Annotated in this window: 25 protein-coding genes; 20 read left to right on the forward strand and 5 right to left on the reverse strand. The window is 44.1% G+C overall.

The window, feature by feature from the left end:
* Positions 1-8 precede the first annotated feature (8 nt).
* On the forward strand, positions 9-338 hold the full coding sequence (locus tag C6Y06_RS00990; RefSeq protein WP_034660460.1) for a PTS sugar transporter subunit IIA: 330 nt from the start codon (positions 9-11) through the stop codon (positions 336-338).
* 65 nt (positions 339-403) lie between these two features.
* Complete coding sequence (locus C6Y06_RS00995) at positions 404-1,264, forward strand: polysaccharide deacetylase family protein (RefSeq protein WP_106036386.1); 861 nt, start codon at positions 404-406, stop codon at positions 1,262-1,264.
* Positions 1,265-1,379: 115 nt separating this feature from the next.
* Here C6Y06_RS00995 and fosM read toward each other — a convergent pair whose 3' ends face one another.
* The 4 genes from fosM to C6Y06_RS01015 are packed head-to-tail and all read right to left on the reverse strand — an operon-like array spanning position 1,380 to position 4,574.
* On the reverse strand, positions 1,380-1,805 hold the full coding sequence (fosM, locus tag C6Y06_RS01000) for a FosM family fosfomycin resistance protein (RefSeq protein ID WP_034660458.1): 426 nt from the start codon (positions 1,803-1,805) through the stop codon (positions 1,380-1,382).
* 58 nt (positions 1,806-1,863) lie between these two features.
* Positions 1,864-2,955, reverse strand: a complete 1,092-nt coding sequence (gene ribD / locus C6Y06_RS01005) for a bifunctional diaminohydroxyphosphoribosylaminopyrimidine deaminase/5-amino-6-(5-phosphoribosylamino)uracil reductase RibD (protein ID WP_106036387.1) — start codon at positions 2,953-2,955, stop codon at positions 1,864-1,866.
* Positions 2,942-3,703: a GTP cyclohydrolase II gene (locus C6Y06_RS01010; RefSeq protein ID WP_106036388.1), complete on the reverse strand. Its 762-nt coding sequence runs from the start codon at positions 3,701-3,703 to the stop codon at positions 2,942-2,944. Before C6Y06_RS01010 ends, ribD begins: the two co-directional genes overlap by 14 nt.
* Positions 3,681-4,574 carry a VOC family protein gene (locus C6Y06_RS01015; RefSeq protein WP_106036389.1) on the reverse strand — a complete coding sequence of 298 codons (894 nt, stop codon included), beginning with the start codon at positions 4,572-4,574 and terminating at the stop codon, positions 3,681-3,683. Before C6Y06_RS01015 ends, C6Y06_RS01010 begins: the two co-directional genes overlap by 23 nt.
* 177 nt (positions 4,575-4,751) lie before the next feature.
* Here C6Y06_RS01015 and C6Y06_RS01020 point away from each other — a divergent pair, with 177 nt between their 5' ends.
* The 15 genes from C6Y06_RS01020 to cydC all read left to right on the forward strand — a co-directional run bounded on the left by C6Y06_RS01020 (position 4,752) and on the right by cydC (position 21,221).
* Positions 4,752-5,084 carry a winged helix-turn-helix transcriptional regulator gene (locus tag C6Y06_RS01020; RefSeq protein WP_106036390.1) on the forward strand — a complete coding sequence of 111 codons (333 nt, stop codon included), beginning with the start codon at positions 4,752-4,754 and terminating at the stop codon, positions 5,082-5,084.
* A 370-nt stretch (positions 5,085-5,454) separates the two neighbouring features.
* Positions 5,455-5,913 (forward strand): NEAT domain-containing protein, encoded by a 459-nt coding sequence (locus tag C6Y06_RS01025; RefSeq protein ID WP_034660453.1) that lies wholly within the window; start codon positions 5,455-5,457, stop codon positions 5,911-5,913.
* Between the two features lie 20 nt (positions 5,914-5,933).
* Entirely contained in the window at positions 5,934-6,587 is a 654-nt protein-coding gene (isdC, locus tag C6Y06_RS01030; protein WP_106036391.1) for a heme uptake protein IsdC, read from the forward strand.
* An 18-nt stretch (positions 6,588-6,605) separates the two neighbouring features.
* Positions 6,606-8,414 carry an NEAT domain-containing protein gene (locus C6Y06_RS01035; protein WP_034660452.1) on the forward strand — a complete coding sequence of 603 codons (1,809 nt, stop codon included), beginning with the start codon at positions 6,606-6,608 and terminating at the stop codon, positions 8,412-8,414.
* A gap of 75 nt (positions 8,415-8,489) precedes the next feature.
* Positions 8,490-9,377 carry a heme ABC transporter substrate-binding protein IsdE gene (gene isdE, locus C6Y06_RS01040; RefSeq protein ID WP_034660451.1) on the forward strand — a complete coding sequence of 296 codons (888 nt, stop codon included), beginning with the start codon at positions 8,490-8,492 and terminating at the stop codon, positions 9,375-9,377.
* Positions 9,378-9,410: 33 nt separating this feature from the next.
* Positions 9,411-10,397, forward strand: coding sequence for a FecCD family ABC transporter permease (locus tag C6Y06_RS01045; protein WP_034660449.1), 987 nt, complete (start codon positions 9,411-9,413; stop codon positions 10,395-10,397).
* Entirely contained in the window at positions 10,384-11,154 is a 771-nt protein-coding gene (locus C6Y06_RS01050; RefSeq protein ID WP_034660447.1) for an ABC transporter ATP-binding protein, read from the forward strand. The genes C6Y06_RS01045 and C6Y06_RS01050 overlap by 14 nt, the downstream gene beginning before the upstream one ends.
* Before the next feature lie 16 nt (positions 11,155-11,170).
* Positions 11,171-11,923 carry a class B sortase gene (srtB, locus tag C6Y06_RS01055; protein ID WP_034660446.1) on the forward strand — a complete coding sequence of 251 codons (753 nt, stop codon included), beginning with the start codon at positions 11,171-11,173 and terminating at the stop codon, positions 11,921-11,923.
* Between the two features lie 18 nt (positions 11,924-11,941).
* On the forward strand, positions 11,942-12,880 hold the full coding sequence (locus C6Y06_RS01060; RefSeq protein WP_034660445.1) for an ABC transporter substrate-binding protein: 939 nt from the start codon (positions 11,942-11,944) through the stop codon (positions 12,878-12,880).
* Complete coding sequence (locus C6Y06_RS01065; RefSeq protein WP_034660444.1) at positions 12,877-13,890, forward strand: FecCD family ABC transporter permease; 1,014 nt, start codon at positions 12,877-12,879, stop codon at positions 13,888-13,890. Before C6Y06_RS01060 ends, C6Y06_RS01065 begins: the two co-directional genes overlap by 4 nt.
* A gap of 1 nt (position 13,891) precedes the next feature.
* Positions 13,892-15,013, forward strand: a complete 1,122-nt coding sequence (gene isdG / locus C6Y06_RS20505; RefSeq protein ID WP_106036392.1) for a heme oxygenase — start codon at positions 13,892-13,894, stop codon at positions 15,011-15,013.
* A 330-nt stretch (positions 15,014-15,343) separates the two neighbouring features.
* Positions 15,344-16,759, forward strand: a complete 1,416-nt coding sequence (locus C6Y06_RS01075) for a cytochrome ubiquinol oxidase subunit I (RefSeq protein ID WP_060597576.1) — start codon at positions 15,344-15,346, stop codon at positions 16,757-16,759.
* Positions 16,746-17,762 (forward strand): cytochrome d ubiquinol oxidase subunit II, encoded by a 1,017-nt coding sequence (gene cydB, locus C6Y06_RS01080; protein ID WP_060597575.1) that lies wholly within the window; start codon positions 16,746-16,748, stop codon positions 17,760-17,762. The genes C6Y06_RS01075 and cydB overlap by 14 nt, the downstream gene beginning before the upstream one ends.
* On the forward strand, positions 17,762-19,498 hold the full coding sequence (gene cydD, locus C6Y06_RS01085; RefSeq protein ID WP_106036393.1) for a thiol reductant ABC exporter subunit CydD: 1,737 nt from the start codon (positions 17,762-17,764) through the stop codon (positions 19,496-19,498). The genes cydB and cydD overlap by 1 nt, the downstream gene beginning before the upstream one ends.
* Positions 19,488-21,221, forward strand: coding sequence for a thiol reductant ABC exporter subunit CydC (gene cydC, locus C6Y06_RS01090; protein WP_106036394.1), 1,734 nt, complete (start codon positions 19,488-19,490; stop codon positions 21,219-21,221). Before cydD ends, cydC begins: the two co-directional genes overlap by 11 nt.
* A gap of 57 nt (positions 21,222-21,278) precedes the next feature.
* Here the strand turns inward: cydC and C6Y06_RS01095 are convergent, their stop codons facing one another.
* The gene (locus tag C6Y06_RS01095) at positions 21,279-22,289 is read right to left on the reverse strand and encodes a pectate lyase family protein (RefSeq protein ID WP_414428756.1); all 1,011 of its coding nucleotides are present in this window, start codon (positions 22,287-22,289) and stop codon (positions 21,279-21,281) included.
* A 510-nt stretch (positions 22,290-22,799) separates the two neighbouring features.
* Between C6Y06_RS01095 and sigY the strand changes: the two genes are divergently transcribed.
* The 3 genes from sigY to C6Y06_RS01110 are packed head-to-tail and all read left to right on the forward strand — an operon-like array spanning position 22,800 to position 23,850.
* Positions 22,800-23,333 (forward strand): RNA polymerase sigma factor SigY, encoded by a 534-nt coding sequence (sigY, locus tag C6Y06_RS01100; protein WP_106036395.1) that lies wholly within the window; start codon positions 22,800-22,802, stop codon positions 23,331-23,333.
* On the forward strand, positions 23,330-23,641 hold the full coding sequence (locus C6Y06_RS01105; protein WP_034660438.1) for a YxlC family protein: 312 nt from the start codon (positions 23,330-23,332) through the stop codon (positions 23,639-23,641). Before sigY ends, C6Y06_RS01105 begins: the two co-directional genes overlap by 4 nt.
* The gene (locus C6Y06_RS01110) at positions 23,638-23,850 is read left to right on the forward strand and encodes a hypothetical protein (protein WP_060597571.1); all 213 of its coding nucleotides are present in this window, start codon (positions 23,638-23,640) and stop codon (positions 23,848-23,850) included. Before C6Y06_RS01105 ends, C6Y06_RS01110 begins: the two co-directional genes overlap by 4 nt.
* Positions 23,851-24,112 lie beyond the last annotated feature (262 nt).

Below are 24,112 nucleotides of genomic sequence, written 5' to 3' on the forward strand. Positions count from 1 at the left end.
AGAAGCAGATGACGGTATTAGAGGAAATGCAGGGAGCAGCCTTTCAAATCATTGCTCATGCAGGCGAGGCAAGAAGTCATTATGTCGAAGCGATTCGTCTAGCAAGAGCAGATGATTTTGAAAAAGCACAGCAGTTGATTGAAAAAGGGGAGGAAGCGTTTCGAAGCATCCACAACCTGCACTTGTCGCTGATCCAAAAAGAGGCGGCAGGTGAGCAGCTTCCCTTTTCTTTACTGCTGATACACGCAGAAGATCAAATGCTCACAACAGAGACCATTCATCTGCTCGCCATCGAAATGATCGAAATGTGTAAAAAAATGAACGCCCTGTCAAAATAGATATCAGCTATTAACCAATTTCTGTTATAATCATTCGGTAGATAGAGAGAAAGCAGGATTGGTGAATGAAAAAAACATGTATGTTGATTGCGGTTGGTCTTTTGGTGCTGCTCATTTCGGGCTGTATGGGAACGAAGGAGCAAACGATAGGAAACCAGCAAGTAGTCAAAGAGGAAAAGGGTCCATTACGATTAAAAGAAACAGAAGAGATTCAGCAGACAGAAGCGGAAGTGATTGATACACAAAGCTGGATTGTGCAAAAGGAGCCGGTAGAGCTTCCGATTTTGATGTATCACAGCATCTCCAGCGGTAACTCGCTGCGTGTACCAAAGAGCGAGTTTGCGGCTCATATGAAATGGCTGAAGGACAACGACTATGTCACGCTGTCGCCAGAAGAAGCGTATCGCGTCTTCACAACAAATACGAAGCCAAGTGAAAAGTGTGTCCTCATTACATTCGATGATGGATATACCGATAACTATACAAAGGCATTCCCGATTTTAAAGCAGTATAGAATGAAGGCAACGATTTTCATGATTGCGCAATCCATTGGCCGCCCGAACCACTTAACGGATGAACAGATGGATGAAATGATAGCAAATGGGCTTTCGATTGAGAGTCATACAATTCATCATTTAGAGCTCAATCGTTTATCAAAGGAGCAGCAGAAAGAGGAATTAAAAGGATCAAAGGCATTCTTTGATCAACGATTTTCTCAGCATACGAGAATGGTCAGTTATCCTGTTGGGCGCTATAACGAAGACACGCTAAAGCTGGCGAAGCAAGCCGGTTATCAAATGGCTGTCACCACTGAACCAGGACATGCGAAGAAGGAACAGGGCATGATGTCCTTGCACCGTGTTCGCGTGTCACCGGGACTTTCACCCGAAAGCTTTGGGAGGCTAGTAGAAGGGAATGAACGATAAATGTTTCACATGAAACATTTTACGACAAGTTTCACGGTGATGATTGGTGAATCGACATTTGGGTGGTTCAAAGGCGAAACAGAACTTTCATGAAGATGGAAGTTCTGTTTTTTTATCATTCATCAAAAAATTCCATATGAGCTTTTTCTTGCTTGTAATAATCGATTCGATCTTTCATGGTCCCGGTATGAAACTCAAATTTATGTCCATCAGGGTCCGTAAAGTAGATCGACTGATGATCTTTTTCATCTCTCGGACGGCCTGGCAAGATGTTGACGTTCAAATGTTTTAGCTTGTTGTACATGTGATCTACATCCTCTTCATCAATTGAAAAAGCGATGTGCGTGTAAGAGTGCTGAATGTCTTGACGAGGAATGTCTTTTTCCACATTCAGGGCAAGCCATAGCCCGTTCAAATCAAAGTAAGCTGTCTTTTTTCCTTTTACTAATAAAGTGGCGTCAAATACGTTTGTGTAAAAATCAATAGAGGTTTCTAAATCAGAAACAGAAAATAACAAATGATTGATTCCTTTTATCGACATCACATTCACCTCAAAACATATTTGAAAAAAAGCCTGTAGATGGGGTCTACAAGCTTGTTTATTGATAAACAGGATAGCCCGTTATTTTGATATCTTTCCCTAGTGGTTCTACTGAGAGTTGATCCAATTCGATGGCATCACTCATGAGGCGTATGCCTTCGCCTCCAAAAAAGGAAGGGGACAGCCGACCGCCAATGAGTTTAGGTGCCATATAGATGACCAATTTATCTACAAGCTGCTGTTCTAAAAATGAGGCATTGATCTGGCCGCCGCCTTCAATCATGAGGGAGGAGACATTTCTTTCTCCCAGCATTTGAAGTACTTCTTGCAGGGGCACCCGCGTCTCGCTATCTGTTACAAAGACGCTGACGCCGGCTGCTTCTAAAGCGGCTCGTTTTTCCTCATCGGCTTGCTTTGTTGTAAAGATCCATGTAGGTGCCGTCTGATCAGTGACGATCTTTGCTGTCAGCGGTGTTGAGAGCTTAGAGTCTAAAACAATTCGAATCGGATGATTCCCATTTGGAATCCGTGCAGTTAGTGAAGGGTCGTCATGAATAACCGTTTGAGCACCGACCAAAATCGCATCATTGATACTGCGGATATGATGAGCATCATAACGGGATGTCTCAGATGTAATCCATTTGCTGTCAGACGTAGCAGACGCAATTTTTCCGTCTAAGGTAATACCTGCCTTGAGCGTCACGAAAGGTGTTTTTTTCGTAATAAAATGATTAAACACTTCATTCATGAGAATGGATTCCTGTTCAAGTACGCCTGTAATCACTTGGATGCCAGCATCTTGTAAAATGGCGATGCCGCGGCCAGCGACAAGTGGGTTCGGGTCAAGAGCCGCCACAACAACGGTTTCGACGCCTGCTTTCACAAGTGCCTCCGCACAAGGACCTGTACGGCCATGGTGAGAACAAGGCTCGAGGGTCACATAAATGGTGGCTCCTTTTGCCTTGTCTCCAGCCATTTTAAGTGCATGAATTTCAGCATGCGGTTCACCGGCTTTCATGTGAGCACCGACACCAACAATTTCATTCTCTCGCACAATCACCGCCCCGACGAGCGGGTTTGGAGAGGTCTGACCTTTCATTGCCCGTGCATTTTCAAGGGCTAGATTCATATATCGCTCATGATGTGGCAATCGTACGCACCTCTTGCTCCGCCTTCATGTGACCTGAGCGGTTGATTTTTGTCTGCAAGTATTTTTCGTTAAACTCCGAGACATCACCCCAAAGCGGAATGCGTCCAGAAAGAGATAGACCTGCATGGCTGATGGCATCTGTCTTTTTCGGATTATTGGTAATGAGTCTGACCGGCTTTGTACGAAGTGTTTGAAGAACGGCGATGGCTTCTTCATATTGACGCGTGTCATCTTCAAAGCCGAGTGCTTCGTTCGCTTCTACTGTATCGTAGCCGTTTTCTTGAAGAATATAAGCCATGGCTTTACTGAAAAGTCCAATACCGCGGCCTTCATGATTGGCTAAATAGAACAGTGCACCTGCACCATTGTCTTCAATCATCCGCATGGACTGCTTCAATTGGAACCCGCAGTCGCAGCGCTTGCTTCCGAAAATATCACCAGTGTGGCAAATGGAATGCATGCGGATAAGGGCTTCGTCAGCGTGCTCGAACTCCCCATACACTAGAACGCTTGACTGCTGTTGATCGGCAAGCTGGCGGGACGAGAGGCTTTCAATTAAAGCTTCATCTGACAATGGCTCTTTTCCATCGTCTTTTAACCATGAATACCAGTTGAACATCACGGTTCTGCCGTCTAAATTCACTGGCAATTTAATGGGTCCAGTGATATATATATACCCGTCTTCTTGCTGTACTCGTTTGATTTTATCTTTTAAAATGGCTGTTTTAAGATCTGTGTGTTTGTCCATATTCTGCACCTTCTTTTTTGTCTGTTTCTTCAATCTGTAAACGAACGAGAACGCCAAATGGATCAACAAATTCGTTACTTTTCCCTGTTGTTTTCACTTGAGTGCCTGCTTTTGTCATACGCTCGACGACGGACTGTCTGTCTGCTTCTTGTGGGAATACCAGTGTATAGCTTCTAATTCCTGAAAAACGTGGATCAATGGCTCCTTTTCGTCCCCGTCCCCATGCATTAAAGGCAAGGTGATGGTGGTACACACCAGCGGCGATAAACAGGCTTGCTGGTGGAGCCATTCTGATGTGAAAACCGAGCGTATTGACATAAAAGGAATCAGCTTCTTCTGGGTTAAGATGGAAATGTAAGTGTCCCATCACTGTACCAGCGGGAAGTCCTTCCCAAGTTGTATCAACGGCTTCTTGCAGGAGACCATCTCCATCAAGAGGTGCATTGCCGCCACCTTTCAGTTCTCCATGCTCACCTACCCAAACGTCCTCAGGGCGATCAGCATATATTTCTACGCCAATGCCGTCAGGGTCACTTAAATAAATGGCTTCACTGAAAAAGTGATCGCTTGCTCCAATTAAAGGATAGCCTTTTTTGATCACATGTGCCAGCCATGTGCCCAGGTTTTTTCTGGTAGGTAATAAAACAGCAAAATGATAAAGTCCTGGCTCATGATCAGGCTTCTCCATGAGCTGTGCATCCTCTTTTAACAAAAGAATGGGTTCCTTTGCATTGCTTCCAAGAGTGATGGTGGAATCCGTCTGTTCTACTATTGTAAATCCTAAAATGTCTGTATAAAAAGGTAAAGAACGCTCAAAGCTGGACACATGTAACTCTGTTACACCCAATCTTAGCTCCTCAATTGTCTTCAAGCTCGGTCAGCTCCTTCATGATATATGCATCGGCATGTTCAAATGTTTTTGAAAATCTATAAAAATGAATACCTTGTTACTTAAAGTAACTAAACTATATAATAGTTAGTGACTTATTTCAAGTAATTAATTGTGCTATAATGAAAAAAAAGAGAGAAAAGCGGGAGGGAGTAAGGTATGGCTCAAGTAGATGGCTGTCCAATCACAGATGCCATGGAGATTCTAGGCAAGAAGTGGGTCATTCTCATCATCAATCAGCTTCTGACAGGCCCTAAGCGTTTCTGTCAGCTTGAAAATGAAATGGACATCAGCGGACGATTATTATCAGAAAGGCTGAAGGATTTAGAGGCTGAAGGACTCGTTGAGAAAAATGTATACCCTGACATTCCAGTACGGATTGAATACGAATTAACAGCGCAAGGGAAGAAAATTGAGCCGATTATTCGTGAAATGTATGCTTGGTCTTTAGAACGTAATAACAGCAAAAAAGGGGAACAAGTCTCTTCCTAAACGATTTCGATCAGTCTGTCTGATCGAAATTTTTTTGTGCGATTTTCCAGAAATCTAAGTCAATAGTATGAAAAATGATGTTGACAATAAATTCATTCATCATATAATATCAAGGAGAAGAGGGGTCTTTTCCCTGTAATGGAATGGAGGTTATGCCATGGTATCATGAATGGGACAGATTACCTAAAACACGTTTCAAACCATCATTTAGAAACAGACATCTTTGGCTTTTAGGAAGCAAAGATTTATTTTTTCAACTCAATTGATAATGATTATCATAATCATCTATAAGTGTGATCCAGCGCTTATGAAGGTTATTTTTTTTATTATCTATTGAGAATAATTATCAATATCATTTAGGAGGGTTCACATGAAAGTCATTCGTTCAACATCACACGTATTATTGTTCTTTAGTTTTGTTCTATTATTTGCTCTAGCTCCGGTTAGCTCAGCCTCAGCAGCAGGCTTAGCAGATGGTCAATATTCAGCACAATATGTGGTATGGAAGGCAGATAGCGATTCGACTTCAACAGCGAATACGTATTTTGAAAAACCAGCCAAGCTTGTCGTGAAGAATGGAAAAATCAAAGCACAAGTCACGTTAACGAATAGCTCTTGGATCACAAGCTTTAAAACACTTGATCAAGGTGTCTACAAAGATGCGAAGGTGATCAGTACAAATACAGCTGCAAATAAGAGAACGGTTGAATTCAACATGAACAGCCTGACAGAAGTCGTACCAGCAAAAGTGAGCGTGACTGTACCGGTCATCGGATATACAGGCAATTACGACATCCGTCTCAAGTTTGATGCAGCATCTGTTCAATAGAAAGGGAGGAAATTCGCTTGATGAAAAAAATGATGAGGCTATCAGTCTTCATGACCGCTTTATTATTGGCACTTATGCTGCCTTTTTCAAACGCACAGGCTGCCACGTTAAAGGATGGTACATACTCCGTCAACTATACTGTGCTGAAGGCTGAAGGAAATGCGGTTTCCATGGCAAATGATTACTGGCTGAAGCCAGCAAAAGTGATTGCAAAAAAAGGGAAGCTGACTGTACAAATGACCATTAAAAATAGCAGCTGGGTGACGGAATTTAAAGTGCCGGGAAATGGCGGCTATGTCGATACAACGGTTCTCTCAACTAATAAAAAAGCCAACACAAGGCTTGTTCAGTTCCAAGCTCAGAGCTTGTCTAAGCCAATCAAGTCAAAAATTCATGTCACTGTTAAATCTGCTGATTATGATCATGATTATACCATTCAGCTGAAATTCGATGAGAGCAGCATGAAATCGCTTTCGTCTAACAGCACAAACAAATCAGCGGGTGCAGCAGAAGATCAGCAGCCATCAAAAGAATCAACGAAAACATCTGATTCATCCACGACAAAACAAGAAGAGAATCCTCAAACTGGTGATACAAACCAGACAGGGTGGCTCCTTGTGCTTGCTCTATGCTCAGGCGGGTTTTTAGCAAGAAAGTGGATCATCAAGCATTAAGGAAGGAAGTGTCACCATTTGAAACGTCTTTTTCATCTAAAGGCAGCTATTCTGCTCGTTTTATTCAGTTTATTGACTGCGTTTCAGATTCCTCAAGGAACGGCTCAAGCGGCATCATTTGTTGATGGTGAATACACGGCCGGATTCACCATTTTAAAGAATGGCAGCACAGAGGCGTCCATGATGGATACCTATACAGAAAAGCCAGCTAAGCTGATTGTGGAAAATGGCAAGACAACAGCCTATGTCACGCTGAAGCAAAGCAAAGAGATTACAGATTTCAAGGTTGAACAAAATGGTGCTCTTGTCACCACTGAAACCGTCAGTGAGGATGAAACAGCCAATACACGTGTGATCAAATTTGATGTAGCCGACTTATCAGCCAAATTAAACGGCTGGGTGAAAATTTACTGGGATTTAGGCGGCTTTATTTATGACGAAGCGTATGACGTACAGCTTGCATTCGATCAAAGCAGCCTAACACTCGTTACACCTGCAAAGCCAGACGATAACGAAACAAAACCGGATGACCAAAATGGCACAAAGCCAGACGATAACGAAACAAAACCGGATGACCAAAATGGCACAAAGCCAGACGATAATGAAACAAAGCCGGATGATCAAAATGGGACAAAACCAGATGATCATCAGGCAACACCTGGCAATAACAATGGATCAAAACCAGATGATTCTGCGCAAAATCACTTAAAAGATGGCGAGTACCGCATCAATTACAGTGTACTAAAAGGGGATGAGAACGAGGCATCTCGGATGAACCAATACTTCTCACATCCTGCATCCTTAACCATCAAAAATGGAAAACAAACCATTTCCTTTACGGTGAAGGATCATACGTCTGTCGCTTCCTTGAAAACAGAGAAAAACGGATCTTATCAAGAAGTGAAGACTGTCAGCACAGATAAAGCAAAGAACACAAGAGTGGTGTCATTTGATGTCGCTGATCTGAAAAAAGCGGTCAAAGGAAAAGTACACATCGTGGTAGCAGCTGCTAACTATGACCAAACCTACGATATTCGTTTTCAATTCGATGCAAAGAGTATCGCTCCACTTAAGAACGGGCAGGTAGAGGAAGAAACACCGGCTGCACCAGAAACACCAAAACCAAACACACCATCACCAGAAACAAATAACGGCGGAGCTGCTCAAGAGACGGCTAAGCTTAAAGATGGTGTATACAAGCTGCCTTTCTCAATGAAGAAAGCAGACAAGGATGAGCCTTCTCGTATGAACGATTACGTCGTGAGCCCTGCGACATTGGTCGTGAAAAATGGCCGCCATTTCGTTTCATATACAGTGAAGAACAGCTCAGCCATCACATCCTTCCAAGTAGGGACAGGCGGGAAATATGAAGAGACTCTTGTCGCAAAAACAGATCAAAAAGCAGACACACGAGTGATTCAATATGAAGCCAAAAGTTTAAGCACAGCTCAAGCAGCACGCGTAAAAATTGATATTCCGGCTGCGAATTATCATGAGCAGTACGATGTCAAACTTGTCTATGACACAAAAGGAATCACTCTTGGTGAAGGAAGCGGCATTGCTACGGTAATCGGAAACGATGAGAGTATCGGCTTTGTCAAAAATCCAAATGATCGCGATTCTCAAACAAATCAGCTTGAAAATCTAGCGCCAGAGGAAACAGGCGCAGAGCAGATGACATTTACTCCATCAGATGACCAAACCAAGTCTGAGACTGGACAGTTGAATCCGAAAACAGGAGATACCTCTCTTCTTTGGGTGTATATTCTTTTATTCGGCGGGTCGTTATTCGTACTCGTAAGAAAGTATCAAACAAGAACAAGGTAGATGGATTAGTTTAAGTGAGATGCGCAATTTCTCTCGGCGCATCCACTCTCTTTTTTCGAAAGGAGGCTTCTGTTTTTGAAGCATCGAATGTTATGTACCCTGATCGCTGCTCTTAGTGTGTGCGTGATCTTATCGGGCTGCTCACAGTCAGCCGAAAGTTCAGCGAAAGGCAAAAAAAGCGCAGAATCAAGTGCGCGCATTGTGGCAACGACTGTAGCTGCTGTGGAGATTATGGATGCTTTAGAGGTGGATCTTGTCGGGGTGCCAACAAGTCAAAAATCCTTGCCAGCTCGTTATAAAGGACTGCCGGAAGTCGGTAATCCAATGAGCCCGGACATGGAAATCATCCAATCACTTCAACCAACAGATGTCCTGTCTGTCACAACCCTTCAATATGATTTAGAGACACCCTTTCAGCAAGCAGGTGTTCCTGCCACATACTTAAATCTCGAGAGCCTTGGCAGCATGGAGAAGGCGATCACGAAGCTCGGAGCTCAGTATGACAGAAAGAAACAAGCCGAGCGCATCGTGTCTGACTTTGAACAAAAAAAGAAAGACATACAAGAGAAGACGAAGGGAAAGCGCAAGCCGTCCGTTCTGATTTTGCTTGGTGTACCGGGCAGTTATTTGGTGGCAACAGAGAATTCATATATTGGTGATCTTGTACGTATCGCAGGCGGAAAGAACATTGTCAAAGGTGAGAAAATGGAGTATTTGGCATCTAATACGGAGTATTTACAAAAAGCCAATCCAGATATCATACTCCGGGCCGCACATGGGATGCCAGATGAAGTTGTCCGCATGTTTGATCAAGAATTTAAAACAAATGACATCTGGAAGCATTTTCATGCGGTCAAGCAAGACCGGGTGTATGACCTCGAAGAAAGCTTATTCGGGACAACGGGCAATTTAAAGGCAGCAGAAGCATTAGATGAACTAACGCGTATGCTCTACCCGTCATAAGCGGCGAATCTTAATGATAAAAGGACGTTCAAGATGAAAAAAACAGGGATTTTATTTCTGATAGTTAGTCTCTTACTGGTGTGCGTGTTTATTTATTCCGCCATTACTGGGAGTATTCATGTCACCCCGATTGAATTATTGGAAGGGCTCATCACCGGTCAACATGCACAGGTAGACATCATTAAAGATTTGAGAATTCCCCGCATGCTCATCGCAATGTTTACAGGGGCCGCCTTATCTGTCTCCGGTGTACTGCTGCAGTCGGTCATGAGAAATCCATTAGCTGATGCCGGCGTCATTGGAATTTCATCAGGAGCCAGCTTCTTTTCTTTAATGGCGATTACAGCGCTTCCTCAATTTTATTTCTACTCTCCTTTATTTTCGGTGTTTGGCGGAGCCATTGCATGTTTCCTCGTGTACGTTCTGTCTTGGAAGGGCGGTTTAAGCCCAATCCGTATGATTTTGGTTGGGATCGCCATCAATGCCATGTTTACTGGAATGGCTGAAGCATTTGTGACCATTTGCAGCTATTTCAATATCACGATCAATCAGTCAGGACAGTCAAATCTCACGATGAAAACGTGGGGAGATGTCCGTTTAATCGGAGTCTATGGCGTCGCCGGTCTTGTCGTAGCACTTTTCTTCAGCAGATGGTGTAACCTCTTGGCTCTTCAGGACAAGACAGCGAAAAATTTAGGGTTGCGTGTGACCAGAATGCGCCTTTTGATTTCCATCACAGCGGTATTACTCGCGGCGGTGACAGCTGCGGTAGCGGGCGTGATTGCCTTTGTCGGTTTGCTCATTCCGCACATTTCAAGAAGGCTTGTTGGCTCGGATCATCGGGTACTCATTCCATTTTCTGCGTTAAGCGGGGCTTTGCTGATTTTGACGGCTGATACGCTCGGCAGGACGCTTGTCGCGCCAAATGAGATTCCTGCTTCTACGATCATGGCCGTGATTGGCGGGCCGTTTCTGATCTTTTTATTAAGAAGGGGGGACCGTCTCCATGGACATTCGTGAGGTGTCATTCTCATATGACCAGCAGAAGGACATCGTTCAATCGGTCACAACACAGATTGAAAAGGGGAAAATCACAACCATTATCGGTCCAAATGGCTCGGGGAAATCCACACTGCTTTCCTTGATGGCGAATAATCATTGTCCAAACAAAGGGCAAATTCACTTAGACGGACAAGCGCTGAATGCATTTAAGCCAAAGGAGCTGGCAAAAAAGCTGGCTGTCGTCCATCAGCAAAATGAAGCGCCGCTTGATTTAACGATCGAACGGGTCGTGGCATTCGGTAGAACGCCGTACCAGACGATGCGCGGGGGTGACAAGGAAGAGGATGAGAGAGCGATAGAGTGGGCACTGTCCAGTACAAAACTAACGGAAAAACGAAAGGTGCCGCTCGCCTCACTGTCAGGTGGTGAGCGTCAGCGTGTATGGATTGCGATGGCACTTGCGCAAAAAACACCGATCCTTTTCTTAGATGAACCGACAACCTATTTGGATATCTACTATCAATTTGACATTCTTGAGCTGATCCGTGAGCTCAATGTCGTGCATGGACTCACGATTGTCATGGTGCTGCACGACATGAATCAGGCTGTCCGCTACAGTGACGTCATCATTGCGATGAAGGATGGACGAATTATCAGTGAAGGACAGCCAAACGATGTGTTAACAGAAGAGAATGTGCGGCACATTTATGATGTGTCCGTCACGATTAGACAGGATGCAGAAACAGGAATGTACATCGTGCCTGTTGGCATATAAAAGCAGGTGAGACAGTGTGAAAAGAGGAAAACGGGTCTGGCAGCGTATGCTGACGATCGTCTGTTTAGGAGTATTCATTTATAGCGGTACAGCCATTGGCTTAGAACTGTTCGGCTATTATCAAAATCGTCAGGTGCTTGCAAAGGCTCAGACGATGTATGGTCAAGAGCAAGGAATGACTGAAAGCCGGGAACCGGGAACCACCCGTACGTCATTTGATGAGCTGCGGAAGGTGAACAACGACATTGTCGGCTGGATCAATATGAAGGACACGATGATTCAGTACCCAATCGTTCAATCTCGTGATAATGCATTCTACTTAACCCGTAATTACTTAAAAAACGACACCCGGGCAGGCAGTATCTTTATGGATTATCGCAATGACGTCTTGCACGAGAGCCCGAATACTGTGGTGTACGGGCATCGGATGAGAGACGGATCCATGTTCGCTGGACTCACAAACTATTTAAAAAAGGATTTTTTCCATGAGCACCGGACATTTCAGTACGATACGCTGTATCAAAGCTATGAGGCGGAGATTTTTGCCGTGTATGAAACAACGGTGGATTTCGATTATATTCAAACCGATTTTCAAGATCTTGGCGAATATGCGCACTACTTGCAAGCTGTGCGGAAAAAATCAATCTATCAAACGAAGACAGACGTGTCCACAGATGACCTCATCCTCACTCTATCGACCTGTGATCATGTGCTTGCACCTAAAAATGGGCGTCTCGTCGTACAGGCAAAGCTACAGAAAGTTTACTAGAAAAGGAGAGACAGACGGTTGAAATTTTCACATGTGATCTTAGCTGGACTCGTCTTGATGCTTCTCCTCGGCGGATGCAGTCAGGCAGCACCTGTAGAGAAAGGAAGCGGGCAAGGTGCGCTGAAGATAAAGGATTTTACTGGCAGAACGCTGTCATTTGAAGAATCCCCTCAGCGTATCGTCGCATTATCGACTGGAGACATGAGCATCCTGTATGCATTAGGCGGTGAGGTAGTTGGCCGTCCGGCCGCCGAATTACCAGACAGCTTACAACAGGCAAAGTCCGTCCAAACAATTGGCACAACGCATCAATTTGATGTAGAGCTCATCACAAGCTTAAAGCCCGATGTTGTGCTTGGGAATGAACAATTAAACAGCAAGGACATCTCTACAATAGAAGGAATTGGTTCACAGCTTCTTTTGACAAGTGCCAATTCAGTGAAGGATATTCAGCGTCAAATAACGTTATTCGGGGATTTGCTCGGAAAGCAGCAAAAGGCCAAAGCCCTCAATGAGCAAATCGATCAGAGGAAAAAGCAGGTCAAGCAGCCTCAGAAAAAAGTGAAGACACTCGTTGTATACGGGGCACCTGGCACATATATGGCGGCACTTCCTCAATCCTTAAGCGGAGATTTACTGCACATCGCAGGAGGGACGAACATCGCTGAAAATGAACCGGCACTCGAGAAATTCCCTCAATACGCTCAAATCAATGCAGAAAAGGTCATCGAAGCCGATCCTGATCTTATTCTGCTTATGACTCACAGCAATCCTGAAGATGTGAAAGCGGGCTTTATGAGTGAAATGAAACAGAATGCCGCTTGGCACGATGTGTCAGCTGTGAAAAATGGACACGTCGAGATTCTGCCTAGTGATCTATTTGGGACGAACCCAGGCGCGGAAGTGATGAGAGCGATTGATGAGCTAGAGAAAAGATTGAAGCGATTGTCATCATGAAAATGAATGCAGAGTTAGATTTTCAAAAAAGACAGTCGAGACGAAAATGGCTGATACCCGGACTATTCATCTCGTTAGTTGTAGGCGCATGCTTAGGGCTTGCATTAGGTTCCGTTCAATTATCGCTGCAAGACCTACTCGCCGCTTTGACGGGATCAGGCCAGCCTGTCCATGAGAAAATTGTGATGGATTTACGTCTGCCGCGTGTTTTGATCGGTTTTATTGTCGGAGCCTGTCTCGCAGCATCAGGGGCGATTTTACAAGGAGTCGTCCGAAATCCACTCGCTGACCCTGGCATCATCGGTGTGACTGCTGGCGGCGGATTGGCTGCTGTGCTCAGCATGATTGTGTTTCCGCAATTTACGTATTTGCTGCCAGCTGCTGCTTTCCTTGGCGCTTTATTAGCGGCACTCGTGGTGTATATGCTGTCATTTGATCAAGGGGTTTCCCCGCTGAAATTGATTTTGGCGGGAGTGGCAGTCAATGCCCTCCTTGGGGCGGTTATGAATGGGTTTATGGTGCTTTATAGTGAGCGTGTGCAGGCTGTTCTGCCTTTTTTATCCGGAGGATTAAATGGACGGAGCTGGCATCATCTAAGCTTCGTGTCGCCATATGCGCTTGCTGGGTTGTGCCTTTGTTTTTTTGCCATCAAGCCGGCAAACCTTCTTTTGCTTGGTGATGAATCGGCGCAGTTACTCGGCCTTAGAGTAGAGCGCACCCGGTTTTTCTTAATTGCGCTGGCGGCGCTTTTAGCTGGTGCAGCTGTAAGTGTGAGCGGCTTAATTGGATTTGTCGGGCTGGTCGTTCCTCATTTTATCCGTCTTTTAATTGGAGATGACTACCGGTACCTGCTGCCTATCTCAATGCTGGGCGGAGGCGTACTTGTGGTTTTTGCAGATACAGCGGCACGGGTATGGTTTACACCGGTTGAACTGCCTGTCGGTATCCTGCTTGCCTGCATCGGTGCACCTTTCTTCCTCTATTTATTAAAAAAGAAAGGGAGGGGTTAAGTTGAATGTGATAGCTATGGATGACGTGAGTCTCAGTCAAGGAGGCTTTCGGCTGTCGTCTATTTCAGCAGCTGTTCCTAAAGGAAGTGTGACAGGAATTATTGGACCAAATGGATCAGGGAAGTCGACTTTTATTAAAGCAGCCGCACGTCTTACATCGATCGAAAGCGGCATGATATACATTCACGATATACCGCAAAAAGAGATGACAGCTCAGGAGATTGCAAAGGAAATCGCCGTTCTCATGCAGACGAGAACAGCCATTCCATCTATGACCGTACGGGAGCTGGTCGCACTTGGACGCAGTCCGCATCGTTCGATCTGGAAAAAGAGCTCGAAGACAGATCAAGAAGCGATTGAGTGGGCGCTTGATGTGACCAATAGCCGCATCAATGAAAACAGAATGCTGCATACATTGTCAGGCGGAGAAAGACAAAAGGCGTATATTGCGATGGCGCTCGCTCAGAAGACAGAGACTTTGATTCTGGATGAGCCGACGACTTACCTAGATATTGCACATCAGCTTGATTTACTAGAGCTGCTCAAACAGCTGAATAAGACGCATGGAATCACCATTTTAATGGTTCTTCACGACCTGCAGCAGGCAGCAAAATATTGTGACCGCCTCATTGCGATGAAGGATGGTCAGGTTTATCAAATAGGGACACCAAACGAAGTATTAACAGAAAACTTTTTCAAAGAAGTCTTTGGGATTCAGGCTGAGGTTCACTTAGACGGTGAGCATCCGCTCATTATCCCAATCGCTTCGATCCAACAACCAAAGGGAGATGAACAGAAAATGATCATTGTCAACAACCAGGTAAGAGTAGAAAAAGGCAGTGCTGACCACCTCGTCAAGCGTTTTAACAAGCAGGGACAAGTAGAATTCATGGAAGGATTTTTAGGCATGGAAGTATGGGTCACGCAGCAGACAACCGATTACGATGAAGTGACCATTCATACCCGCTGGAATCGAAAAGAAGACTTTGTGAACTGGACAAAATCTCAGGCGTTTGGTGATGCGCACGCTCATGGGAAAGCGAAACCTGAAGGACTATTAAAAAACAAAATTACGTACTACGAAGTGCAAGTCACTAGACCAGCTTTACAGAAAAAAGCCTAAAAAAGAAACATAGCGCTGCGGTTCATGTGCAGCGCTATTTTTTTGCGTTTTTTACTTTCTGTCACATATCTTTGACAAAGTATTCAAACAACTGACACAATACCATCCAATTTTTAGGTAAAATTTACTTTATTTTTGAAGCGCATGGGTGTAAAGTACAGGTATAAATAACTAACCGAATGAAAAGCAAGAGTAAAATTTCACCGAGTAAACCATTTCAAACAGGCTATTATTTGTGAATCATTGAACAAATAGTGAATATTTTGTGAAGTGGTGAGCATAGTTGTTTCGAATCATTCGGCATGTGAAAGTAAGGGAGGATGTAAGGCTGTGAGTGAGCTGTTTTTAGCAAGATTTCAATTTGCTTCAACGACATTATTTCATTTTATTTTTGTTCCTATGTCAATAGGTTTGGTGTTTATCGTCGCCTTGATGCAGACCCTTTATGTCGTCAAGAAAAAAGAGATTTATAAAAAAATGGCGAAGTTTTGGGGTCATCTATTCTTACTCAATTTTGCAGTAGGTGTGGTGACAGGGATTTTGCAGGAATTCCAGTTTGGGATGAACTGGTCAGATTATTCAAGGTTTGTCGGTGATGTGTTTGGTGCACCGCTTGCCATTGAAGCACTGCTCGCCTTTTTCCTTGAATCTACATTTATTGGACTTTGGATATTCGGCTGGGATCGTCTGCCGAAGAAGATTCATTTATTGTGTATTTGGCTTGTTTCTCTTGGTACGATCTTTTCGGCGTTTTGGATTCTACTCGCCAACTCATTTATGCAAGAGCCAGTTGGATTTGTCATTAAAAATGGCCGCGCAGAAATGAATGATTTTGGCGCTCTTGTAACGAACCCGCAGCTTTGGGTTGAATTCCCGCACGTTCTGTTTGGTGCGCTGGCTACAGGTGCATTCTTTATTGCAGGAGTTAGTGCCTATAAAATGATCAAAAAACAAGAAATCGCCTTTTTCAAAAAATCATTTCAGATTGCCATGGTCCTCGCTTTAATTTCTGGCTTAGGTGTGGCGTTCTCTGGACATGATCAAGCGAAGCACTTAATGAAATCACAGCCGATGAAGATGGCAGCAAGTGAAGCCCTTTGGAAGGATAGTGGAGATCCAGCGGCTTGGACACTATTTGCCAATATTGACACAGATAAAAAAGAAAACTCTGCGGAGATCAATATTCCGTTTGCTTTAAGTTACTTGGCTTATCAGAAGTTCAGTGGAGATGTGCCAGGCATGCTGACACTTCAAAAAGAATATGAAGCAAAGTTTGGCCCTGGAGACTACATTCCGCCAGTGAAAACAACCTTCTGGAGCTTTAGAATCATGGTTGGTGCCGGAATGCTGATGATTTTTGCCAGTATGATTGGCTTGTACTTGAGCTTTAGAAAGAAACTCGAAACGAACAAATGGTTTTTACGCTTCATGGTAGGGATGATTGCGTTCCCGTTTATTGCGAACTCAGCTGGCTGGATCATGACTGAAATTGGGCGTCAGCCGTGGACTGTCTTTGGTATGATGACGACGGCTCAATCGATTTCGCCAAACGTATCGTATGGCATGCTGTTATTCTCAGTCATTAGCTTTACGACGATTTATCTGATTCTTGCCATCTTGCTTGCCTACCTATTCATTCGAGAAATTAAAAAAGGTGCACATTCGGAAGAGGATACAGATCAAAAGGATGAAACGGACCTGTCTACAGATCCATTTGATGGAGGCGCATATCATGGCATATCTTAACGAGATTTGGTTTATTCTTGTCGCAGTATTGTTTGTTGGATTTTTCTTCTTAGAGGGATTTGATTTTGGTGTTGGGATGTCCATGCAGCTGCTTGGAAAGGATGCGCACGAACGCCGCATTTTAATTAATACGATTGGTCCTTTCTGGGATGCGAATGAGGTCTGGCTGATTACAGCTGGGGGCGCTATTTTCGCTGCATTCCCTCACTGGTATGCCACGATGTTCAGTGGATACTATATACCATTTGCGGTTCTCCTCTTAGCGCTCATTGGGCGCGGAGTCGCCTTTGAATTCCGAGGGAAGGTGGAGAAAGCCTCTTGGATCAAAGCATGGGACTGGGTCATCTTCTTTGGCAGTCTGCTGCCGCCGTTTTTACTCGGTGTGCTATTCACGAGTATTTTACGCGGGATGCCAATTGATCAAGACATGAATATGTATGCTGGTTTTACGGATTTTGTGAACCTTTATTCAGTGATTGGCGGGTTAGCTGTGACGGTTCTTTGCCTTCTGCACGGATTGATTTTCGTCACACTACGTACAGAGGGTGATTTAAGAGATCGTGCAAGAAAGCTTGGCAAGCGTGTCCTGCTTATTGCGCTGCCAGTTCTTGTCCTATTTGTCGGTGTATCTATCATGGAAACAGACATTTATACGGTACGCCCGATCATCACCATTCCGTTAACTGTCCTGATTGTGGTTTGTTACGTCGCGGCTCTATTCTTTATGAGAAAAGAACGTGATGGCTGGACATTCTTATTCACAGGTGCAGGCATCATGGTGACAGTGACGATGCTTTTCACTGCATTGTTCCCGCGCGTCATGATTAGTTCAATCAACCATGCGTTTGATCTTACCATTCAAAACGCTGCATCCGGATCATATTCACTGACGGTGATGACGATTGTTGCCATTTCTTTGCTGCCCTTTGTGCTTGGGTATCAAATTTGGAGCTATTACGTCTTCCGTAAACGTGTAAGCGGTAAGGAGCCAATGACCTACTAATGGATAAACGTTTGCTTCAATTAAAAGGAATGAGGGGGCTTCTTGCCCTCTTGGGTATTGTGTCACTCATCCAAGGAGCAAGTATTATTTTCCAAGCACAGTGGCTGGCACATGCCATTACTACGCTGTTTGACGGGAAAAGCCTTTCGCAGGCAACGCCTTATGTCCTGCTGTTTCTTGCTGCCTTTCTGGTGCGGCACGGTCTCACCTTGATTCGGGAGAAGGTCATGTTTACCTACTCTTCCCGAATTGGAGCAGACGTCAGAAAACAGCTGTTAGACCAACTCTTTCGTTTAGGTCCAGCTTTTACAAAGAAAAAAGGTACAGGAAAGCTTGTCACATTAGCGATGGAGGGGATTGCTCAATATCGTCAGTATTTACAGCTATTTTTACCGAAAATGGTGAACATGGCAGTGATACCGGCTATGGTTCTCATCTATGTTTGGACATTAGACGAAACATCTGCCGTCATTTTAATCGTGACGCTGCCGATTTTAATTATCTTTATGATTTTGCTAGGCCTTGTCGCTCAGCGTAAAGCGGCCAAACAATGGAGATCGTATGAGAAATTATCCAATCATTTTACTGATTCTCTCCGCGGCCTTGAAACGCTTCGTTACTTAGGCATTAGCAAAAAACATTCCCGCAATATCGGGGAAGTGTCAAAGCGATATCGAAAGGTGACCATGAGCACGCTGAAGGTTGCATTTCTTTCATCATTTGCGCTTGATTTCTTTTCCATGCTGTCGATTGCAACTGTCGCTGTCTTTCTTGGCTTGCGATTAATTGAAGGAGAGCTTCTGTTATTGCCGGCTCTGACCGCGCTCATGCTGGCACCGGAATATTTCCTGCCAGTACGTGAAGTGGGAAATGATTATCATGCGACGCTAAATGGAAAAGAAGCGAATGAGGCGATGCAGGTCATTTTAGAAGAAAAGGGCTTCCGCGCGCAGGAGACACAATCCGTGCAGCTAGACAAGTGGGGTGAACAAGTTGTGCTCACGCTGCAAGATGTTAGTGTCCAGCATGATGAACATGCCCCTTATTCGATTCAGGATGTAGACCTCACTGTCAAAGGGAAGAAAAAAATCGGAATCATTGGTGCCAGTGGTTCAGGGAAATCGACGTTAACCGATGTGCTCGGCGGCTTTGTTGAACCGACCTCAGGTCAAATCACGTTAAACGGCCAGCCGCTTGTTCATTTACAGATGAAGGAATGGCAAAAGGAAGTCGTCTATATGCCGCAGCACCCTTATTTATTTCACATGACATTGAGAGAAAACATTCGTTTTTATGAATCGCATGCCACAGATGAAGAAGTGGAAAGAGCTGTCTGTGAAGCTGGCTTATCTCAGCTCGTAGCGCAGCTGCCAAATGGTCTCGATGAGGTCATTGGAGAACAGGGAAGAGGACTAAGCGGCGGACAGGCGCAAAGAATTGCGCTTGCGCGAACGGTGCTGGGCCAGCGGTCAATTATGCTGTTAGATGAACCAACGGCGCATCTCGATATTGAGACAGAGTATGAATTGAAGAAAACAATGCTTCCGCTGTTTGAAGATAAACTTGTGTTCTTAGCGACACATAGGCTTCATTGGATGCCAGACATGGATGAGATCATTGTCATGGATCATGGAACAATTGCAGAAATGGGTACACATGAATCATTGATGCAAAGAAAAGGCGTGTATTATCAATTGGTACAGGAGCAAATGGGGGCGGTCACACATGGTCAGTAAAGGCTGGTTTATACCTTATATCAAGGAGAATCAAAAGCTGTTTGCGCTGGTTTTGTTTCTAGGGGCAATTGCAGTATTCTCTGCTTCTATGCTGATGTTTACGTCAGGATTTCTCATTTCAAAAGCTGCCACAAGACCTGAGAATATACTCATGGTCTACGTCCCAATTGTAGCTGTACGGACCTTTGGTATTTCACGCTCAGCTGCCCGCTATGCAGAAAGACTGGCGAGCCACCAGCTCATTTTGACCATGATTGAAAAAATGCGTGTCCGTCTGTATGACATGGCTGAACGAAGTGCGAAACAGACAAAGCTGGGTACAGGTGAAATGCTTGGGCTCCTGTCAGATGATGTCGAGAGACTGCAGGACGCCTATTTAAAAACCATCTTTCCATCCATCGGGGCGCTGCTTTTATATGCCGCATCCATTGGGGCACTTGGTCTATTCTCGTGGCCTTTTGCTGGACTGATGCTGCTTTATATGGCACTTCTCGTATTTGTTTTCCCATACGTCACAGTGCTAGTGAACCGGGCGAGACAAATTCAAATGAAAAAAGGCAGAAATGAACTGTACAGCCATTTAACAGATGCAGTCATGGGCGTTAGTGACTGGCTGTTTAGCGGCAGGCAGAAAGATTTTGTTGATGAATATGAACAGAAAGAAGCGAAACTGTTAGCGCTTGAAGCAGCCAAGCACCGGTTTATCCGTCTGCGCCAGTTTTTTGCCCAGCTTATGATTGGAGGAGCTGTCGTGCTTGTCGTGTATTGGAGCGGTTCGGTCGTTCAGTCAGGCACGATGTCACACACACTGATTGCAGCCTTTGTGCTTGTGCTATTTCCGTTAACAGAAGCCTTTCTTCCACTCTCAGATGCAGCAGGTGATATTCCCGTCTATCAGCATGCTGTCAGCAGATTAAATCATTATGAAAAGCTTTCGTATGAAGGAGAATCTGAGCGCAAGACAGTGGATCAGTCAACCATTTCTCACGATCAAGCTGTCTGTTTTGATCAAGTGTCCTTTGGGTATGATTCGCACCAACACGTGCTAAAGCATCTCTCATTTTCACTGAAGCAAGGTGAATCACTTGCTCTCTTAGGAAAAAGTGGTGCAGGAAAATCGACTATTTTGAAATTGTTAGAAGGAGCTGTCGTGCCAAATCAAGGAGCTGTCAGTATCCAGGGGAAACCGGTAGAAAGCATTCGAGAAACCGTGTCCACCTATGTGTCAGTGCTCAATCAACAGCCGTATTTATTCGATACCTCTGTTTTAAACAATATTCGCTTAGGCTCTCCAGATGCGACAGAAGAGCAAGTAAAAGAAGCAGCGAGGCAAGTGCAGCTGCACGATACCATCGAATCCTTGCCAGAAGGTTATCACACCGGTGTGCAGGAGACAGGGGTTCGTTTCTCAGGTGGAGAAAGACAACGGATGGCATTAGCCCGGATTTTGCTGCAAAACACCCCGATTGTTGTATTAGATGAGCCCACCGTCGGACTTGATCCGCGCACAGAGCGTGAGCTGCTTGAAACCATCTTTCGTGTGTTAAAAGGAAAAACGGTCATTTGGATTACCCATCATCTCACTGGCTGTGAGGCATGTGACCGCATTATGTTTATTGAAGATGGACAAATTGAGATGCAGGGGGAGCATCAGGATTTACTGAGAGAAAATCTGCGCTATCAAAAATTGTATGAGATGGATCGTCCATTTTCTACAATATAAATAAACGAAATAACAAGAACGTTCGGACAGAGATCTCTGCCCGAACGTTTTGTGGTTTTAAGGGTTTACCTTTCCAACACCAGCATTTGATACCACTTCTGATTTGACATTGTTCACGTTAAGCAAAGAGTAGTGATAAGGAGGGTTGTACGTACCTGTTGAAGACGTTGGCAGACTGCCTGTGCTGTTAATAAATGAGTTGTTGATGACATGCCATGTACCGACTTGACGGCTGTCCCAGCTGCCGATCGCATTATTTGTATTTTCAAATACGTTGTGCTCAATTCTCATCTTCGCGCCCATACGAGAGTTGATCGCTGTGGTATGAATGCCTTTATAGTAGTTGTTATACACATGACCTTCCCCGTAGCGCATAGACGGTACACGAGAATTCAGGTTTTCAAAACGGTTGTTATGGAACGTAATTTTTCGGTTGTAGTTGTCGTTATCAGAGCTGCCCATGAGCATCGTTTTCCAGCTGTCATGTACATAGTTCCATGAGAAGGTAATATAGTCGGAGTCTTTTTTCACATCAAATAATCCATCATAATCATCTTTCCCAGAGTTTAATGTGTTGTACAGCTCATTATGATCGACCCATACGTTTTTAGAAGCGCCTTCGATTCCGATGGCATCCTTGTCACCGATGTTACTGTGATGGATTTTCAGGTTGCGGATAATGACGTTATTGGAACGCCATACTTTGATACCAATTCCATTAAATTCACCTTTCGTGCCTTTGCCGACGATCGAGACATTGTTTGTATCTTTCACATCGATTTTATTGGCAGATGTATTAGAAGGGTTAATCGTCCCGTCGACAACAATTTTTAATTTTTCGTTTGTTCCTTTACTTTTGAGGGCAGCCAATAGTTCATTTCCAGTTTTGACTGTGACGGTTTTACCGCCTTCACCGCCTGTTGTACCGCCATTTAATGTGGAGAATCCTTGTTGATTAAAATTGGCCATAATAGAAGGGCTTTCTGGATACTTGGCTGCCGCTTTTGCCTCCCCATTAGGTGCAAATAATGAAGTCACGAGACCAACCGCTAACACACCAGCTAACATTGGAACTTTTTTCTTCAAAGTCAACATCTCCATTCTATTTTGTTTTAATGTAAACGTTTCCAAAAATAAGCTGCAATTCAACTGCCCCCCCTTTCTTCGCCAGTATCGCCTTTTTCGGAATGTAGGAAGAGCATAGCACGCAAAAAGGTATCATCGGCTAAGAATTGGCGCTGTGTATTCCATGATTTTCTAGGAAACTAAGGCCATGATTATTTTATTTTCATCTAAATGAGACAAGGATCATTGACGATAGGTATTGGGATGACCTAGTGATTATGAGGGAGAGGCTCTTCGCTTGATAGAAAATCAAGATGATTACGAACGCACCATTTTGTTAGGGACGAAAGAATGTCATAATCATTACATAAGAAAAAATTGGATATAAAATGAATCAAATACTGGATCAACAGGGAGAAAAGGAGCCAAGTTAAAAAAATTAAGTCTATTTTGAACGATGTCGTCATCCGTGTCGTCACATGAATAAGAGAAGAAAAGGAAGGAGGGGTGTGTTTGGAGCAGACAGAAGAGACATTATTGATTCAGCGGGCAAAACAGGGAGATGATGCTGCATTTACAGCCCTTTATCGTCATCATTATTCCTTTCTTTACCGTTATATAATGAAGCTCACCCTTCAACAAGAGCTGGCAGAAGAAATCATGCAAGAAACGATGCTGAAAGCGTACATGAAACTTTCTTCATTTAGAGGAGATTCCTTATTTTCAACATGGCTCATTTCCATTGCATCTAGACAATTTTTAGATCACCAGAAGAAAAGAAAACGTGAACAATTAAGAGAAGGGAAGGCGAATCAAGAGACCATACGCCGCTTCAAATGGGACATTCAGCAAAAGGGCCACACATGGCATGAGATGTGGGATGCTCTAAACGAATTGAAGGCACAGGAGAGAGCACCGATTATTTTGCACTATTATTATGGCTTTACTTATCCAGAGATTGCTTCAATGCTCGGTATGAGAGAAGGCACTGTGAAGTCGAGGGTTCATCATGGATTAAAGAAAATTCGAAAGGAGTGGTCTCAATGAAGGAAGATCAGTTCACCGAACGTTTAAAGGAAGAGTTACAGCAGCTAGATGAACAAATTGAAGTGAAAGAGCCAAGTGAGCAGGCTGTCATGATGATGCTGAAGCAGGCAAAGGAACAAGAGAAAAGGCGTTTTAAACAAGAAGTACTGGCGTACGTTCTCATCAGTCTGACCATTCTGGCACTATTTGTCGCTGCCATCACCCATTTGCCTATCATCTTCATTCTTCTTCAAGTAGTGAGTGTGCCGCTCTGCGTCGTTGTCGGCATCAAGGAATATCAACACATTAAAGGAGGGTCTTCCTTATGAGTCAGACGGAGATGATCATCTTATTGTGCGCATTGCCGTTATTGTTTGCGCAGGGGCTTCTTTTATTTATGGATGCAAAGAAAAGAGGGCGCTATAAGTGGTTTTGGGGCATTGTCGGTTTAATTAATTTCCCATCGTCTTCTATTTTATATTGGCTTTGTGTCGTGTACCCTGATCGAAAGAAAGATGAGAAGATCCGAAAAGATTGAGCGGACGGCCTGTAAAACTTTAGGCCTTTTTTTCGGGTTGAAGATCAACTAGAAATCATTCATGATTCATCTATTTGTCAAAGAGTGCGGGATATATAACGTCTAAATCATCATTTCTAGCACAATAGTCATTCTGCAAGAGATACTTTCTAAAAACGATTGCTGCGGCTGCTTGATCCATCTCAAATCGGCATCATTTTCATCTGTTATCAGTATTGATCAGATTTTACAAATGGTGTTAAATTAATCTCAATATGCGTTA

This window comes from Bacillus sp. MZGC1 (assembly GCF_002998605.1).
Taxonomy (GTDB): domain Bacteria; phylum Bacillota; class Bacilli; order Bacillales; family Bacillaceae; genus Bacillus.